Annotated in this window: 15 protein-coding genes and 4 pseudogenes; 14 read left to right on the top strand and 5 right to left on the bottom strand. The window is 34.6% G+C overall.

Features of this window, described 5'->3' with window-relative positions; all coding sequences use genetic code 11:
• Window positions 1-245 precede the first annotated feature (245 nt).
• From H539_RS31260 to H539_RS30500, 6 genes and pseudogenes are all read left to right on the top strand, one after another.
• Complete coding sequence (locus H539_RS31260) at window positions 246-344, top strand: hypothetical protein (RefSeq protein WP_155889911.1); 99 nt, start codon at window positions 246-248, stop codon at window positions 342-344.
• An 852-nt stretch (window positions 345-1,196) separates the two neighbouring features.
• Window positions 1,197-1,508 carry a hypothetical protein gene (locus H539_RS0101265; protein ID WP_026692001.1) on the top strand — a complete coding sequence of 104 codons (312 nt, stop codon included), beginning with the start codon at window positions 1,197-1,199 and terminating at the stop codon, window positions 1,506-1,508.
• 270 nt (window positions 1,509-1,778) lie between these two features.
• Window positions 1,779-1,880: pseudogene (locus H539_RS31255) on the top strand (ATP-dependent DNA ligase); the annotation flags it as partial.
• A 276-nt stretch (window positions 1,881-2,156) separates the two neighbouring features.
• A complete protein-coding gene (locus H539_RS0101250) occupies window positions 2,157-2,402 on the top strand; it encodes a hypothetical protein (protein WP_026692000.1) in 246 nt (81 codons plus the stop codon).
• Between the two features lie 398 nt (window positions 2,403-2,800).
• Complete coding sequence (locus H539_RS0101245; protein WP_026691999.1) at window positions 2,801-3,091, top strand: ribosomal protein L7/L12; 291 nt, start codon at window positions 2,801-2,803, stop codon at window positions 3,089-3,091.
• A gap of 130 nt (window positions 3,092-3,221) precedes the next feature.
• A pseudogene (locus H539_RS30500) lies at window positions 3,222-3,609 on the top strand (transposase); the annotation flags it as partial.
• Window positions 3,610-3,819: 210 nt separating this feature from the next.
• Here H539_RS30500 and H539_RS0101240 read toward each other — a convergent pair.
• The gene (locus H539_RS0101240; RefSeq protein WP_026691998.1) at window positions 3,820-4,050 is read right to left on the bottom strand and encodes a hypothetical protein; all 231 of its coding nucleotides are present in this window, start codon (window positions 4,048-4,050) and stop codon (window positions 3,820-3,822) included.
• A 470-nt stretch (window positions 4,051-4,520) separates the two neighbouring features.
• Window positions 4,521-4,929 (bottom strand): annotated as a pseudogene (locus tag H539_RS0101235) (IS110 family transposase); the annotation flags it as partial.
• A 707-nt stretch (window positions 4,930-5,636) separates the two neighbouring features.
• Here H539_RS0101235 and H539_RS0101230 point away from each other — a divergent pair.
• From H539_RS0101230 to H539_RS31250, 6 genes are all read left to right on the top strand, one after another.
• Entirely contained in the window at window positions 5,637-5,981 is a 345-nt protein-coding gene (locus H539_RS0101230) for a hypothetical protein (RefSeq protein WP_026691996.1), read from the top strand.
• Between the two features lie 871 nt (window positions 5,982-6,852).
• Entirely contained in the window at window positions 6,853-7,356 is a 504-nt protein-coding gene (locus tag H539_RS0101225; RefSeq protein ID WP_026691995.1) for a DUF2716 domain-containing protein, read from the top strand.
• Window positions 7,357-7,576: 220 nt separating this feature from the next.
• A complete protein-coding gene (locus tag H539_RS0101220; RefSeq protein WP_035321715.1) occupies window positions 7,577-8,017 on the top strand; it encodes a GyrI-like domain-containing protein in 441 nt (146 codons plus the stop codon).
• A gap of 118 nt (window positions 8,018-8,135) precedes the next feature.
• Window positions 8,136-8,507, top strand: coding sequence for a VOC family protein (locus H539_RS0101215; protein WP_026691993.1), 372 nt, complete (start codon window positions 8,136-8,138; stop codon window positions 8,505-8,507).
• Window positions 8,508-8,635: 128 nt separating this feature from the next.
• Window positions 8,636-9,478 carry a pentapeptide repeat-containing protein gene (locus H539_RS0101210; protein WP_035321772.1) on the top strand — a complete coding sequence of 281 codons (843 nt, stop codon included), beginning with the start codon at window positions 8,636-8,638 and terminating at the stop codon, window positions 9,476-9,478.
• A gap of 165 nt (window positions 9,479-9,643) precedes the next feature.
• On the top strand, window positions 9,644-9,904 hold the full coding sequence (locus tag H539_RS31250; RefSeq protein ID WP_155889910.1) for a hypothetical protein: 261 nt from the start codon (window positions 9,644-9,646) through the stop codon (window positions 9,902-9,904).
• Window positions 9,905-10,261: 357 nt separating this feature from the next.
• Here the strand turns inward: H539_RS31250 and H539_RS0101200 are convergent, their stop codons facing one another.
• The 3 genes from H539_RS0101200 to H539_RS0101185 form a co-directional block, all read right to left on the bottom strand.
• Window positions 10,262-10,633, bottom strand: a complete 372-nt coding sequence (locus H539_RS0101200) for a cyclic-phosphate processing receiver domain-containing protein (RefSeq protein WP_026691991.1) — start codon at window positions 10,631-10,633, stop codon at window positions 10,262-10,264.
• 616 nt (window positions 10,634-11,249) lie between these two features.
• Window positions 11,250-11,513 (bottom strand): GlsB/YeaQ/YmgE family stress response membrane protein, encoded by a 264-nt coding sequence (locus H539_RS0101195; protein ID WP_026691990.1) that lies wholly within the window; start codon window positions 11,511-11,513, stop codon window positions 11,250-11,252.
• Window positions 11,514-12,476: 963 nt separating this feature from the next.
• Entirely contained in the window at window positions 12,477-13,238 is a 762-nt protein-coding gene (locus tag H539_RS0101185; protein ID WP_026691989.1) for a PAS domain S-box protein, read from the bottom strand.
• A 390-nt stretch (window positions 13,239-13,628) separates the two neighbouring features.
• On the opposite strand from H539_RS0101185, the gene H539_RS0101180 reads away from it, so the two are divergent.
• Together H539_RS0101180 and H539_RS27480 are read left to right on the top strand one after the other, a co-directional pair.
• Entirely contained in the window at window positions 13,629-14,462 is an 834-nt protein-coding gene (locus tag H539_RS0101180; protein ID WP_051348388.1) for an STAS domain-containing protein, read from the top strand.
• A 934-nt stretch (window positions 14,463-15,396) separates the two neighbouring features.
• Window positions 15,397-16,239, top strand: a pseudogene (locus tag H539_RS27480) (metallophosphoesterase family protein).
• Window positions 16,240-16,671 lie beyond the last annotated feature (432 nt).

Genomic DNA, 16,671 nt, shown 5'->3' with positions numbered 1-16,671 from the left:
CTGTTTCCCCGGCAAACTACACATTTTCTTTAACTACCATGAAAATAGTTTCCTCTATATTGGAAAAAAGGCAATGACTATGAATACTCTGCTCAAACTTCTAAAAATAGAGGTCAGCGTTATTTTATATATTGGGTGGACTAAATTAAGGTCAGTATTAGTATTGACACGTCTAACTATTATCATTCTCTGTGGTGAATCGCTAATTTTTGTGATTCAGGGGTGGCTAACGGTGGGGGAGACAAATGTATAAAGAAAAGCACCGTTCACAGATTCATTTTTCACCAAAAGAAAAGTGGATCAACGATCCTAATAGAATGGTCTTTTTTAATGATGAGTATTAAACAATTTTAAGTCCGGATTTATTTTTGAATGGTTATTTATTAAACTATTAGGAAATAAAGATCAAGAAATCAGCAAGCTCTGAATACTACTTGCTGGTGCTATTGTAGTAACTATTTAAATGTTTTATAGTCAAAGCTGAACAATTCTATGCTTTGATAATTTTGGTTATATTGTTTGTTGGAGAGATTTAATACGAATCAAGAATATGGTATAGCAGCCTGGGCAATGGCTTTCGAATAGACCATGCATTTGTTACATCTGGTCGGAGAAGCAAACTAAGGAAGCTTCCTATAATCATTTGTATAGAGAACAAAAGAATAGCATCTCTTATGAAGAAAAACCTACAAAAAAAGGTTAAATTCAGTTATTTAAGGTAGTGAAGCAATAAGGTGTTGATCTCTGAAGGAATCTTCTGCAACCAGGAGGAATTCATATGAGACTAGAAATTATCATCTTAGGGGAAGGAGACTTGAAACTGACGATTTAGATTTTTTGATTCGTTTCCTAGAGAGGATGACAAGATAATCTTCAAGAAAGACAATCATTTAGTTGATCCAGCATTGTTCAGAAGAGTGCTTCGATTAAGCTTGCAGCCTCTGGGCGAGCCTAAAGTTCCACTCTATAGCACTCCAACAGACAAGAAAAAAGCTTTTCATGTTATCAAAGGGAACAAAAAGTGAAATAAAAATTCTATTAACCTTTATATATGTTGCCCTGGCTGCTATTGATATTTATCTTGTAAAACCATCTTATTCTGATATTTTTTGGTGGATTGTAATTTTAATTCTAATATGGTCAATGGATTTTAAACGTAACAAATAACCTGGAGGTTTTATCTGAGGAAATGAGTTTTGATTAATCATATCGTTGTTTATTCTGTAACAGGCGAAATAATGAAGTCGAATGGTTCAAGCTTATTTATGACTGGAAAAACAAGGACAGAATTTCTGAGTATTATTGCGAACGACATTATGGCGAAGTGGTCGCCTATGAAAACAAACAGCGCGCGGCATATGAGGAAACGATGCAACTATTTTAATGAAGTCAGCTCAATGCAACTTGCGATCCTACAGCTTGCAATGAAGGATTATGTTGAGAAGGTTAAAGCAGCTCCAGCTGAAAATGAGGAAGATAAAAAATTCTTGCAGGAGGTGGAGATTTGAAAGATATTTTACATCGATATAAATAATTGGGGGATTTGTTCATGACAAAAGTAATTGCGACAGACTTGCAAAATAATGAAGCCCTAAAAAATATTAATACATTTAGGGTAGCGCAAATGGCGGTTTGCTCGTTCAAATGTTTTGTTATTTTTAAGAGTCCTATATAATCGGTAGGACTTTTTTATTTGCACATAAAAAGACTCCAAGACACACGAACCTGGAGTCTCAATTCAGTCTAATTTTTAAGGAGACTAATCATCTATGACTAAAACAATAAAGTTATATACACGGCATAACAACGAAGTAACAAGTAAGTTACCGTAGTTGCAACAGGTAGATGTTCCGGATGGAACAGTACTGGATGGGGAAATCAAGAGGAAGGTTGCAATAAATTTTATTTAAGTGGAAGTTTACTAAGGATGAAAACATCCTCGAGTAAACAAGACAATAAATTTTTTACATTCGTACAGATTATCAAATAAATCAGCAGAAGTGCAAAAATTACCATCTTCACTTAAATCCCTCCTATCCAATTGCTACTACTATATTTTATAGGTTTTTACATTGGTTTGTTAATCAAAACTATAGGATATGCAGGAGAATATCTCCTCCTGTCGAAGTTTAGACAGGAGGGGGTGGGGAAACACAATGGAGACCTTTTATATTACTTTTTACATGAATAATGGTGAAAAGGTACAAACGAATATTGTAGAGAATGAAAGCTACGACTATTCAAAAATATTAGAACGTAGCGAAAGATGGCTCCAGGTAGATGAAAAAATCCTGAATTTAGACAATGTAAGTTATGTTATGGTTACCACTGATACTCAAGTGAAGGAAGAAGAAAAAAAAGCAAATGAAATATGGGGTAACATGAATAACATTAAATTTTAAAGGTCATCCCTCGGGGTGTTTTTTTAGAGTTATATCAATGGACTGGTCTATATAATCTCTATTAATGAACATAATAAAAGGGGAACATCTTACTTAAAAAGTAAAAGAAGAGTTAGATCCAGAATATAAAATAGTATTTATACCTGACAGTCTATGTGGCGTAAAGGTATCTGAAAAAGGGTAACGGTTCAGTTTGTCCAACAAGAAATTTAATGGGAAAATATATTGCTTTAAGCATCAAAAACCCTAATCACCTTACCCGATATGACTTATGGGGTTATATTCGTGAAAATAGATTTTAATCCGTTGAAGCCGTTCGCATTGGCTGATGGAGGATTAATTAAGACTAGGAGAATGTTTAAAGAATATTCCTGTATTATGAGTAAAGGAGAGATTGAATGGATGAATATTTTCATTGGATTATTGGAGGAATCTTACTGGTAAGTATGGCAATAGATAATCGCCTATTACGCAGTGAAATTGCCGAATTAAAACTAAAATTAGATAAAATCGCTAAGCATATTGGAGTAACTGATCAGGTTCCGGAAGAGATAGTTGCTGAATTGAAAGGTCTTATTGCAGAAGGTAAAAGAATTAAGGCGATTAAAAGATTAAGAACGGTTACTGGTTTTGGATTAGTGCAAGCAAAAGAGTATATTGATTCCTTAATTAGTAATGAAAAAACTTAGATATTCCTACGGGGCATTATTACTAGAATGATTGCCTTCGATTTGTAAATAAGGAGATTATTTAACTACGAGTGTATTAATCTATCAACGAGTAATCCAAACTTTTGTTTGAAGTATCTTGTTAAGCTAATATAAAATTATCCAATCCATTCCCGGGATAGTAGGAAAAACCGCGGCAACGATTATTTCCGATATCGGGGAAATTGACCGGTTTAATCACCCCAAAAAACTTGTAGTATATGCTGGAATCGATCCTAGTGTCTAATCATCAGCGTAAGTTTACAGCTACGATCAATCATATTACAAAAAGAGGTTCAAGCCGTTTACGGTACACTCTGTATATGGCCGTATTATGCGGTATAAAAAGCTCCGGAAACAAGAAATTAAAAGAATATTATGATTGAAAACGAAATGAGGGAAAGCCTTCAAAAGTAGCAATGATCGCTTGTGTAAACATGCTCTTACACTGGATTTATTCAATCCTAAAAAGGAATGAACAATTCCTAGACTTGGCTTAATCCACATGAAAATTGCACCTTATGAAAACCTTCCAATTGATAGTTGGAGAGTTATTTGGCATGTTTTTAAAAAGTAAAACACGGAAGAAAATATATCTTAATAAGAAGTTCTCGACTCCTATTAGCCAGTTTAGTTAAATAACGTTAATTAATACAACGCGTTTTTTTGAAGTAAAAAAAGGACTTTTTCAAGCCCTTTTTTTGGTGAATTTAATCTTTTGTTAGTAAATATGTTTTTTCCTGTATGTGAGGAGATAAAGATACTTCTTCAAACGATATTGTTCCAGTATCTTTTCCTTTTTCATCAGTAAGGAAATTTCCGTATAGTCGGTAAACTTGTTTATACATGCACTCCAGGTTCTTAGCAACTATGACAATCTGGAGTGTTTCACTATTTCTCTCTAGTTTTACAATATATCGTTTTCTTTGTTCGATTGCCATTTTGTTTCTCTCCTCGAAGGTTATCTGTTCTTTTTACCCTCGATTTACAAATAGAAACCAGGTAACCGGAGAATATTTGTGGATGAACAACAATAGAGCAAGAAAATAACGAAATGTTAATATTACTACTCGTTATCTCTTTTAGCTATTATGATTGGTTTTGTACTAATGTCAGGATTAATTTAGGATTTTTGTTTTTAATCCTTTACTTGTGAAGAAATGCACTTAAAGCTACGTGTGCTTATGTGAAAGATGGAATGGCTGCGGCAATCCCGTTCTCTAATGCAAACGGTACAGTTTAATCCATAAGGCATTGATAATATAGAAAAAGGAATTGTGTGAGAGGCAGAATTTTGAATAAAGATACTTTTTTGGAATTTTTTATAATGATATGATTATAGATTTAACAAAAGGCTTAAATATTATGGATAGTTGGATATTGACGCAAATAGTTAGATTTTTACTTAGTTTTATAGTACGCAGATTTAATAACTGAATTCCACGTTTTTTATAAGGCTCTAAATCCTCTTTATAGTACAGCTCACAGAGGTGGTGGGCATCGATCACATCTGTCTTTACCTTTCGTAAACTGGAATTCTTTGCCCGAAAAGAGATAAGGGGATTCACGATAATCATTAAATAATCTCTTTCCTCAAAGTATTGAACAATAGGTGTGTGATAATGTCCTGTGGATTCTAAAACAATGGGAGGACGAACTCCAGTCACACTTTCGATGTCTTGAAGAAATAAAGATAAGCTCTCTAATCCTTCGAGGGTATGTGCCCCCTTAAAACTATTTTTATAAGGTTTTTTCTTTTCCAAGTATGCTTGAACCTGACTTTCACCTTTTGCGATATCCAGACCTACCACTGGATTCATTCTTAGATCTCCTCCTCCTAAAAACTAACCGGTACCCCTAATCCTTCTTGTAGTATGACAGCTTCGCTTGTTATACGGGATCTAGTCCCAACCAGCCTCAATCGTTTTTCTACAAGTAGGGGGCGAACTGTTTACTTGACGGGATCTATGCTTAGTCCCACGGGTGCATCCGTTCTACCCCGGCTACCGCTATCATATATCGATATAAAAAATGATCAACCAAATATCTGGCTGACCTTATAATACGAACGGGTGCGTTAGTTAAATAAAGAGGCTGCTAAGCAGCCTCTTTTCTTGTTCAATAAACGGAGCGTTTTAGCTGAAGAAGGAATGGTATAATTTTTATTAAGTTGAATTGTCTATTGGTCATTTAGGTGGAGGAATTTGAGGCCTTTTTCGACCTTATGTATTAAAAATATATAAGAGTGAAATACGGGTGGAATTTTATGGGCAAAAGAGTCTTTATTTCTATATTGATCGCTGCAATTCTTTCCGTTGTTATTTCGTTCCATACTTCGTGCCATTGGCATTCACAATTTTCTTAGTGAAACTTCAACTGGTCAAGCATTTTTATATTTGGTTATTTGTTTATTGATTTTCTTTGTTTTTGGCTCTGTTAATGTATGTTGGCGATTTTCTTATTCAACTAACAGGGCAGATTAGTCGAATAACTTGATGGAGAAATTCTATTTTTGGGAGATGATTTATTGATATTAAAAGATGTTTGTAAATGCAAATTTACTAATTCATTTAAACTAGAAGCAGATTTTTCGGCTGACCCTATTTGGTGCAACGTTTGTGGCTGGAATCTTGATATAGAGGATTTCCCTTTATCAGATAATTTACAGAAAGAACTTTGGGAATGGGTATCGGAATATGGTAATTGGATTGACTTAGAAACCGATTCATTAAAGGAAAATGGTTTAAAAATAGAGGGGAATCACAATGAAAAAGGGTTTCAACTATTCCAAGAGGTGGAGAAACAGTTAGGTGAAAAATATCCAATCGTATTTGTTCCATCCAAATCAGCACAACTGTATAACATTTTTTGAAAAAGGTTAAATCTAAATTATTTTAAAGGAATGTTAAAATCTCCATAAGATAAAAAATTACCATCTTTACTAATAGAATAGTTATTATTAGAAAAATTTATAAAAGTTTCACTAGAAGAAGGAACAAACTTGGAGTATCTACCCTGTTTAGTGAAAATTAAAGGGAATTCCTTATTATAGACGAAGACTGAGAGGTATCTTTTTCCATCGTTTACCCCATCAGATTGATGCTTCGATATTATGTAATTACCATTAGTCATACTACTATCTATAGACCAATAATCACTTGAAAATGCAAATAGAGGAAACAATTTAACTATGCATATCAACATTATAAGAAAATTAAAAAGTGAAGGGACTGTCGACTTGCAATAAAAGAATAGAGCAAATGAGGCTGAAAGTGATATAACAATATCCATAAACCAGGCAAAGTGAGTCAAATTGAGGTTTAAAACCTTTGAATATAGAACAATATCATACTTTGTAGTCAATATTGTGATAAAAATCCTTATTAATAAATATAGAGCTGAAATAGCAATAATTCCTCTATAAAATTTTTCCTTTATAGGAGTCCTTTTTCATCTTTATCTTCTCCTTACTCAGACTTAATCCTGTACTACTTATCCGTCTGCTTTTTACTTTCAAAATTATTATCAGGTGATTATCTCACTCTCCAAATATTGTTTCCATCCAATTTATACTATAGCACATTAAAAAAAGGAAGATACTGGTTCTTCAACCAAAGGGTGCGTTAGTTTAAGATCTGTTGGCTGCTAGGCGGCCTTTTTTTATTCCACTAAAGGGGCAGGTTAGTTCCACAATAAATGATATATTAAACCTGATTAAAAGCGTCGTAAAGGTGGCTATTCAAATGCGAAATTGGATTGAATTATCTAAAATAGAAGCTAAAGAGGTATGGAATAGGATATATGATGAATTTAGTTTTGAACCAAGCATATCAAAGTTCCCATCTTTTGAAGTGCCAAGTGCATTTATCACATATGATGTATCCCCGTATCTAAATTGGTCCGGAGATTCAGATACTTATGATGAGATTTACAATGATCTAGAGGATAAGTCATTGCTGGTTTTTCAAGAACTCATACAGGAAAATGAATATATGTATGCATTAGATTGGCAACATCCAGGTTATTGGATAAACCCCCGTATGGAGTTTCCGAAAAGTGAATTTGATGAATGGACGGTACCTATTTTTCCAAACGGTGATTATTACTTTTTTATTCATAAGAATTTTGAATGGGGATTATTAGGACACCCTTGGGAAAAAACCATCACTATTTTTGGAAAAGAATTGATCAAAGGTTTTGAAAAACATAAACCAAGAATGTTTCAAAAAATATTACGTCAGGGATAATGTAAACCTTGTTTAACTAACGGGTGCTTGTTAATTAAAGAAGAAATGCCTACTTAGGCAGCCTTTTGCCTTGTTATTTTACTAACGGGGCAGGTTAGTTGGATAACTTTTTTATATATCAAAATGAAATCCTTACTTTAATGCAGGAAGTAAGGATTTTTTTGTTGAATAAATAAAATTAGGATATTTTGGAATTTTTATGTAAATAGGAGAGGTTAATATGTCAATGGTTAATAAAGAATTTAAACTAGTTGGATTAAAAGGTAGTGGGGAGTTTGTTAACTTTGGTAATGAAGTACCCTTGCTTGCAAAGCAACTATTAAGTCGCTCAAACGAAATCCTAAATCCTACAGAAACCGAAATTGCATTATTTGAGCCCAAAAAGAATGAGGAGCATAGGATCGGTCATTATTATGTAGGGTTAATTGTGAATGAGAAATTAAATGATGTACCAACAGGGATGGATTATATTGAAACAAATAAAAGTTACATAACTACAAGAGGCGATATATCTAAATTGGGTGAACTTCATCATAACTTATTGATTTGGGCAGAAGAACAAGGTTACCAAAGAGACCTTGATTCTTATATTATCGAAACATACCATCCTATGAGGGAAGGGGCAGAAGAGGTACAGATTTACTTACCAATTCAAGTATAAAAGTGCAGAACAAAACCTATTTCAACAAACGGGGCAGGTTAATTCAATAATAGGAAGGAAAAAGGTATATAGAAAGGGAACTATTTGATTTACCAGATTAAATAAAGGAGAAAAGGCTATGAGTAAATCATTTATTGAACAAGTACATTATATTAGAATTCCTGTAAAAGATTTAGAACTGTCTGCACAATGGTATAGAGATGTATTAGGGCTCCAGTTACTAAACATTACTGAGGAACTTGCAATTTTAAAAGTAAATGAAGGACCTTTCTTACTTATCTTAGTTCCTACCGAAGATGAAACATTTGCACATTTTACAATTGATAATGAACAAGAATTTAGCATTGGCTTTACAAGTCCAGAATTATCTAGATTTCATCAACACTTAATTAATAATCAAGTTAAGGTCGAGGATATAAAAGAAGATAATGGTTATGCCTTTTTCCACTTTTATGACCCAAATGGTAATAAACTTCAAGTACACTGGTAAGATTATAATAAAGAAATTACCTTATTCAACAAACGGGCAGTTACTTTAATAAGGATTTCATCCATCAACCCTAGAATAGTAATATCCAGTTAAATCAAAAGGGTGTGTAAGTATTGCCTCATAAATTGATGAATAATACCAATAATAAAAAATATTTGAGTGCTGACTGCGAGATTTGTTTTGGTTTATGTTGTGTAGCTTTATCATTTGCTGCCTCTTCAGATTTTGCTTTTGATAAAGGAGAAGGGACTCCTTGCAGAAACTTACAGACAGATTATCGTTGTGGAATTCATAAAAACCTAAGAATGAATGGCTTTCGAGGATGTACGGTATATGAATGCTTTGGGGCAGGTCAAAAGATTTCCCAAGTGACATATAAAGGAAATGACTGGCGGGAAAGTTCAGATACAGCGAAGGAAATGTTTGCTGTATTCCCTATTATGCAACAACTTCACGAAATGCTTTATTACTTAAATGAGGCTCTTAATTTAGAAGATGCTCGACCTATCTATATGGATTTAGAGCAGGCAGTGCAAGAAACCGAACATCTCACTTATTTAAGCCCAGAATCTATCTTAGCCCTTTATGTACCAAGCCATCGGGACAAGGTTAACGATTTACTTAAAAAAACGAGTGAACTAGTTCGAACAAAAGTCAAGAATAACAAATATCATAAAAGTATGAGAAAGAGAAAAATGATTAGGGGTCTTGACCTAATCGGTGCGAATTTAAGAGGTGCAAACCTTAGAGGATTCAATTTGAGAGGATCTCTACTTATTGCTTCTAACCTTCGAGACGCAGACTTAAGAGAAACAGACCTTATTGGTGCTGACTTGAGAGACGCTGATTTAAGAGGTGCTAACCTAAAAGGAAGTATTTTTCTTACTCAAGTACAAGTAAACTCGGCTAATGGCGATATTCATACTAAACTGCCGGCTTCACTAAATATTCCTGAACATTGGCTAGCTTAAGTTTTTATAAATCCATTCAACGTGCTTACATAAAAACGGGGTTGCGGAAGCAAACTTTTTAATTTCTAGAGGGCAATTTTGTGAAGAATAGCACTTAAAGTAACGGGGCGTTAGTTTAAGTACTTAAGACGCCAAAAAACTAGGTTGGTACCCTTTAATGATCTTGTGCAAATTACTTTATTCAAAAATAACCAACATATTACTAAGCAAGTTTCAGGTTATGGTACAGAAGATTACGGATTAAGTCCCGTACAAATGAATACAGAGGCATTTAGTCTGACATTAAATTTAACCTTAGAGGACGAAGAATTAGCTGATGTATTAACAAACGATGATATTAGTGAACTGGTAGAAGAAATGGAAAAGATATTAAACCTTTCAATTGAAGAAGGTGAAGGAAAAGAAGAGTTTTTTCTAGTCAAATAATGAATTTATTATTGCATTAACAGAATTACTCTTTTGAACTAACGGGTGCGTTAGTTGAAGATTCTTCGGCTGTTTAGGCGGCTTTTTTTTGTTTCACTAAGGGTAGGATAGTTAAGAAGAATTCTTTAGCGTTTTTTCTTATTGTTCTCACTGGGAAGGTTTATTTATAAGAGTATAAAAAAGAAAAAGTCCACAACACTGGCAGACTTTAAAATTGCTTTCTTTTTTCCTTGTCTTTTATTTCAAACGAGCTATCTCTTTTGGGCGGCATCTAAAAAAATTAATAATATAGTTCGGTATAGTAACTGAGTTAAATAAATAATGAAAATCCAGTGTTGAAATGTAAATGAGAAGGGTTTACCGTAGTTCCAAATAATGTTGAAGAACCTTTGGCGGGAAGAAATTTAGCGGCAGTGGTCTTAAGGATACAATAATGCTAGGGGACATAATAAAGTCGTGTTGTGCTTGTTTTAAACAGTTGTACATAGCTTTACCGCCAATGGAATTGGCAGAATGAATAGTTATACGTTTTGCGAATAGTTTTTCCTTAATCATTTCTTGAACAAGCATAAAACCATTTCTTGTTTTATTTAATAAATCGTGATCCAAAGAGAGATGTTTAATATCAAAGTTTTTCAACAGCTCTATACATTCATCAATGGTCTCGGCTAACACATAGCCATCAGGTGCTTTGCGATAGTCATCCAGGAAAATACTAATTGTCTCCATTTCTTATACTCCTTCCCTCATACAAGGGATGACTAAAAAAAGTCAGATATTCCTTGGATAAAATAGTTTTATATATTAAGTCTAACACAGCATTGAAACACCGATGGGATATTCGACTTTAAAAGTTAAAAAAAAACAAACTTTTTAAAATTATACTCTTTGTGTGCTTATTAAACTAAAAGGTGGTGCATTAGTTGAAGACTATTCGGCTGCTTAGGCAGCCTTTTGTTGTTGTACTAGTCGAACAGTAAAATAGAAAAAATGGTTATTTGACCATCTGGTGCAACGATTTATTAAGAAAAGAGGTGAAATATGAGGCAAATCTCATTGATTATATCAACGGAAATGTAAAAACAGACCAGGAAGCTTTTAAATTGTTTCGTAAATGGGTTTAGAAAGTATTGATTCCGCACCTACGGGATACAAGAAAGTAGCCTATTTTTCACTAACGGGTGCGTTAGTTGAAGAAGATATGCTGCTACGGCAGCCTTATTAATGAAGCCAATGAGGGCTATTTCGTGATAAAACAAAAAAGGTAAAACTCAGAAAATATAGAGTTTTACCTTTTTTTGAAGGGTCATTGCCTTCTATTAATTAAGTTAATATCATAGTGTTATTAATGTCTGTGATTTCGTCCTCTTACAGATTTCATAATAAAACTAACAATAAGGATTAAAATTATAGCTCCGATCAATGCTGGAATAATGGCAAAACTAGCAATATGAGGACCCCAATCACCAAAAATCAATCCGCCTAACCAGGCACCAATAAACCCGGCGATGATATTTCCAATTACGCCTCCTGGAACGTCACGGCCTAGAATCATTCCAGCTAACCAACCAATAATGCCACCTATAATTAATGACCATAAAAATCCCATTATATCAAGTCTCCTTCACTTATTTTCTGCGTCACCGCATATTTATATCTGCCCTCAACAGATATCTTTTAAACCAAAGAAGATTTTTTCAGACTTTTCAATAATAAGTGGCGAAAGATAATTGAAATCATACAACCCGAGTGTTTAATAGTGGGCAGGTTGAAGATGTTTTATAATCCCTGGTTGAAAAGCAAATCCCTAAAACTGAATTCCCGAGAATCGACTTCACCTTGCTAAGCTAACGGGTGCGAAAGTTGAAGAAGGCTGGGCTATTTACTGTCCCTCAATTCATCTTCCTGAATCAGAGAATAACCTCCGGAATTTTCCTAACATTACAAAAAAAATGTGGACTTTTGGTTAAAATCCCTATAACTTTTACACGAGGGGGTTAACTTGCTCCTTTACTATAAGGGTGAATAAAATTGAAGAATGATGAGTTATCCATTTTTGTAAAAGAAACTGAGATGTTGCTCAAAGAATACAAGGTTTGTGAAAACCTGGAAATAAAAAAGTTTATCCTTTTAGATCTTTACCTTATATGTAAAGCGATGAGGAAGAGTAAATAAAGGTTCTGGAGCAAGCTTTAATCCCTTCATTTTAGTTAGATAAATAAAAGAAAAGGGCAAAATTAGCGAAAGCTTAAACGCTCTGCCTAAAAAGATTCATATTTAACGGAGACAGGTAAAAGAATATAATCATACCTGTCTTTTTTTATTTTAGATTTATCTGTTGGTCGGAAAAAAGACGAAAATTGTGATGGAAACATAGCTTACTATTTGTGAATCAGTGCACTTAAACTAATGGGTGCTTTACTGCAATAATGGAATAAGGCTTTTATAATAAGTAACGGGCAGGTTACTTGAAGAAGGAAACAGATATACTTTGTGGAATTCAGTTATAAATATAGTCTTGGGGTGGTTAATACGGATAGTCTTATAAAAAGATTTAGATAAAAAAGGGAACTTAACGCTCCCTTTTTCGCTGGATGCAAAATTCTACCCCCTTCTGGAGGGTGGAAAACGTCCGGACGCCGGACAGGTTGATTTCGTAACGGGTCAGTCCGATGGCGAGTTCCGGGGAGATTCCAACGATGAAGCATTCAGTTCCCAGAAGGCGGACGGACGTAATCAGCTGCTGCATCCCTGCAAGGGAAAGATCATCGGCATGAGTGTATCCGGTTACATCAAGGAGAAGGACTTCTGCCTTTCCGTTCGATACATGGGTCAATGCCGTATGGATCAGGTCCGACATCCTCTCCCTCGTGAACCTTCCGATCAACGGAATGACAAGAATGCCGTCTAATACCGGTATGACAGGGGAGGACAGCTCTTTCACCAGGGAAGCGAGTTCCTCCTCCGCTTGTTTCCGGTCAGTAATGTCACGCCCGACGCTGATGGTCTGGATGATGCTGCCGGATGGATCCCGGATAATCTCGGTGGTCGTCTCATACCAGCGGTATTCGCCGTTTTTATGCCGGACTCGCCCGGTAAAGCGGAATGTGTTCTCGTCGATGAAAAGCGATTTACGGTAATCCTGCCATTTTCTGTTGGTATCCGGCGGGTTGAAGGAGGCAGCCGGCTTCCCGATGACCTCATCAGGGGAATACCCAAGGAGAGCCTCGACGGTCGGGGAAATATAGGTGAACACCCCGTCGGCAGAAAGGATGGAGATGATATTCTGGGATTTCTCGGAAATAAACGAGAACAATTCCTGTTTATTGACCATAGACTTGGACGAACCCCTTATCTGCTTCATTTTCTTATCATTATAACAGATGTAAGACAGGTTATGCCTGCCTTTTTCGTATTTTCTCATTCTATCATATGTCGATATAAAAAATGATCAACCAGAAATATCTGGCTGAACATATAATACGAAAGGGTGAGTTAGTTGAAAATAATAGAGACTGCTAAAGCAGCCTTTCTTAGAAATATTTATTGTAGATCTTGCCTTATTTTCCCGTTAAGATAGGCGTAGACTTATACAATCATCATGCGATACCTGTATGCCGAGTCGTTAACCGCAGTTATTTTTTCTGTTGTTTATCGTTGATAGACAAGTTTGCTTGCAACCAATATACTTAAAGAAAATATATACACTTAGGAGTATTGCTCTATGGGTTTTGAAAAGGTAAATACAATTGGAGAATTCGCACATTTTCTAAGTAAGAATGCTGAATCAATAAGCAGGGAAATTGTTAAATATAGTGTGAGTAAGATAGAAATAACATTACCGCAAGAATTAATAGATAAATCAATTGATACTAATGCTGAGTTTCTTCATTTTTTAGGGAATACGCTCTCATTTTCGAATGAAGAGGTTGAACCTAGATTCATTGAATGGCTCATTAAACAGGAAACACCGGAAGATGCTCAATATATTGAGGAATTATCGAGTCTTATAAAACCCTATGCGGAAACTAGACAGCTATTAATAAGAATCTTGTCTCGATTATGCATAGACCATAGACTAACTACTGAGGAAATTATCACTGTTACCAGTAGATTAAGTTATCTTCTCGATTTAAGTATTACTGAAACGATTCTTAAGCGAGAGAGAATAACAAAAGAAAGAGAAGAAAGGCAGAACCAGAAGATCACAGAACTATCTTCACCCATAATCCCTATACAAAATGGCATGGCGGTTCTCCCAATAATTGGAGATGTTGATGTAGAAAAAAGTGAATTTATTATGAATAGAGTCATACCCAAAGTTACTGAGTTGAAAATTGAATGTGTTATTATTGACTTCTCAGCTACTGCCAATATAGATTCCGAAATTGCGGCTCGAATCTTTACAATATATGATGTTCTTAGGCTGCTAGGGATCAATGCGGTGTTTACAGGGATTAGAACGGAATTAGTATCAAGAATTATCAACTCTGGTATCAATTTTTCGAGTATTAAAACTTACGCCACACTTCAACAAGCTTTACAAGATATTAGGTAATCGGTGCCTCTATAATGGGTAAGTTAGGTTTAGAAGCAGTGTGAACCATTATCATAGGTGACACGTTTTACTAAACAGCATATAGAACAGCAAAGGATCGCTGCGGCGGTTCTTTTCTTTTTGCGACCCGGAAGTTATTAGGGTGCTTCTAGAACTGTGAAATTTTTTTCAGGATTAAATTGGGAGTAAATCTTATTAAGCTAACGGTGCAAAATTTGAAAAAGGCAGGGCATTTACACCAGCCCTTTCTATTATTTGAATAACTCGGAAGTATCATTATACTTCCATCAACTTCATCTTCCTGGATCAGATGATTAATACCCTCTCATTTTTTCTCAATATTGCAAAAATGATTGGACTTTTGGTTTAAACACCTATAACGTTAACACTGAGGGGGTTAACTTGCTCCTTTACTATAAGGGTGAACTAAATTGAAGAATGATGAGTTATCAATTTTTGTAAAAGAAACTGAGATGTTGCTCAAAGAATATAGGGCTTGTAAAAACACGGAGATTAAGAAGTTTATCCTTACAGATCTTTACCTTATATGTAAAGCGATGAGGAATAAGTAAATATAGGTTCTGGAGCAAGTTTAATCCCTTCATTTCATAGAATTGTGTTTTCCTTGTCGGGGAGAGGGGAAGTCATCCGTAACAAAAAAAGAAGAATAAGTAAAAATTAGGGAGCTTAAACGCTCTTCCTAACCGATCGATATTTAACGGAGACAGGTAAAGAATATAATCATACCTGTCTTTTTAATGTAAGATCCACTCTGTTGTGGGTAAAGGTCCGGCTGCCAATCCAGGCAGCTTTCCTTATTTTATAACGTGAAGTTTATTTTACTGGGTTCCACTATATTCAATAAAATAATACGATAGGAATGTACGTTCGATTCCGGTTATTCTGTAAATTTTAGAGGAGGCAAAAAAAATATATGAAACATAGAATTGCTTTACTAGCAGATGTTCATGGAAATGTAAGTGCTTTAAAAGCAGTAGTAGAAGATTCTTTCAAGGAAGGTGTAACTGACTATTGGTTTTTAGGGGATTTAATCATGCCTGGTCCAGGAGCAAATGATTTATTTGAAATATTAGATAGTATTAAAGTGGCTGATTATGTTAAAGGGAATTGGGAAGACAGCTTCCTAGACGTACTGAATAAAAGGGTTGATTTTGATAATGCTACTGATATTTATATTTCTAGGTTAGTTCAGTATCAGTGTGAAAACCTGGATGAAAGCCATATTACACTTATCAGGAATTTACCATTACACATAACAAAAATAGTTAATAATTTATCTATTAGTATTAGCCATAATCTACAAAATAAAAATTATGGAGGAGATTTATCGCCCACAAATAATCAGAAAAATTTTGATTAGTTATTTGAGCATGATCACGATATTGCGATTTATGCACATACCCATCACCAATTGTTACGATATAGTAGCAATGATCAATTAATTATTAACCCAGGAACTATTGGACAGCCCTTTTACAGATGGGGCAAGTTCGGTTCTGACCTGCGTGCTCAGTATGCAATTCTTGAAATTGATGAGACCGGGATTGCTGAGGTGAGATTTAAAAAAGTTTTTTATGATGTAGAAAATGAATTAAAAAGAGCTATTATTCATAAACTTCCTTATTTTGATTTATATAGAGAAATGCTTGAGACAGGAAAAACCCATACCCATGATATTGAATTATTACAAAAGCTTAATGATAGACATAATTATACAGATGAAATACACAACTTTTTTGAAAAAAACTATTGGTAATGAAAGAAGAGCATCTAACAGGTACAAGAATTTCATATTTTTGCTGTGATATAAGGCGACATTTTACTTATTTTTATTAAAGGAGTAGTTTAGAAAAAAAATCTCCCTTGGCTTTGCAACTGAAGCAGCTAAAAGTTGATGGCTAAGTAGATGAATTCGCCCCCATTCTCCGTGTAGGCGGTAAATTATCGTTCATTGAGTTTGAAGGTTGTGACAAAATTTTTGGAACATCTTAATGTTTATCCCAAGAATGATAATTCGCATAATAGGAAATATTTGGTGGGATAGTTAGTAAGGGGCAGGTTAGTTAGAATAGTGAAAACGTGGTAGTATTTAAAGCAAAAGGATAATGTTAGGGAAAAGGGGTATGACTATGGATAATTAAAATGATATCCAATAATTTACAAAAGTTGATACATTATAACAAAAAAA

It is taken from the genome of Peribacillus kribbensis DSM 17871 (assembly GCF_000430765.1).
Classification (GTDB): Bacteria; Bacillota; Bacilli; order Bacillales; family DSM-1321; genus Paraperibacillus; species Paraperibacillus kribbensis.
The sequence above is the reverse complement of the archived record's forward strand: the minus strand, read 5'-3'. Positions and strand labels throughout refer to the sequence as shown.

Bases quoted from the DNA above. Each gene is read 5' to 3' on its own strand.
- H539_RS31260 (WP_155889911.1), top strand. From the start codon at position 246: ATGTATAAAGAAAAGCACCGTTCACAGATTCATTTTTCACCAAAAGAA.
- H539_RS0101250 (WP_026692000.1), top strand. From the start codon at position 2,157: ATGGAGACCTTTTATATTACTTTTTACATGAATAATGGTGAAAAGGTA.
- H539_RS0101245 (WP_026691999.1), top strand. From the start codon at position 2,801: ATGGATGAATATTTTCATTGGATTATTGGAGGAATCTTACTGGTAAGT.
- H539_RS0101240 (WP_026691998.1), bottom strand. From the start codon at position 4,050: ATGGCAATCGAACAAAGAAAACGATATATTGTAAAACTAGAGAGAAAT.
- H539_RS0101225 (WP_026691995.1), top strand. From the start codon at position 6,853: ATGCGAAATTGGATTGAATTATCTAAAATAGAAGCTAAAGAGGTATGG.
- H539_RS0101220 (WP_035321715.1), top strand. From the start codon at position 7,577: ATGTCAATGGTTAATAAAGAATTTAAACTAGTTGGATTAAAAGGTAGT.
- H539_RS0101215 (WP_026691993.1), top strand. From the start codon at position 8,136: ATGAGTAAATCATTTATTGAACAAGTACATTATATTAGAATTCCTGTA.
- H539_RS0101210 (WP_035321772.1), top strand. From the start codon at position 8,636: ATGAATAATACCAATAATAAAAAATATTTGAGTGCTGACTGCGAGATT.
- H539_RS0101200 (WP_026691991.1), bottom strand. From the start codon at position 10,633: ATGGAGACAATTAGTATTTTCCTGGATGACTATCGCAAAGCACCTGAT.
- H539_RS0101195 (WP_026691990.1), bottom strand. From the start codon at position 11,513: ATGGGATTTTTATGGTCATTAATTATAGGTGGCATTATTGGTTGGTTA.
- H539_RS0101185 (WP_026691989.1), bottom strand. From the start codon at position 13,238: ATGGTCAATAAACAGGAATTGTTCTCGTTTATTTCCGAGAAATCCCAG.
- H539_RS0101180 (WP_051348388.1), top strand. From the start codon at position 13,629: ATGGGTTTTGAAAAGGTAAATACAATTGGAGAATTCGCACATTTTCTA.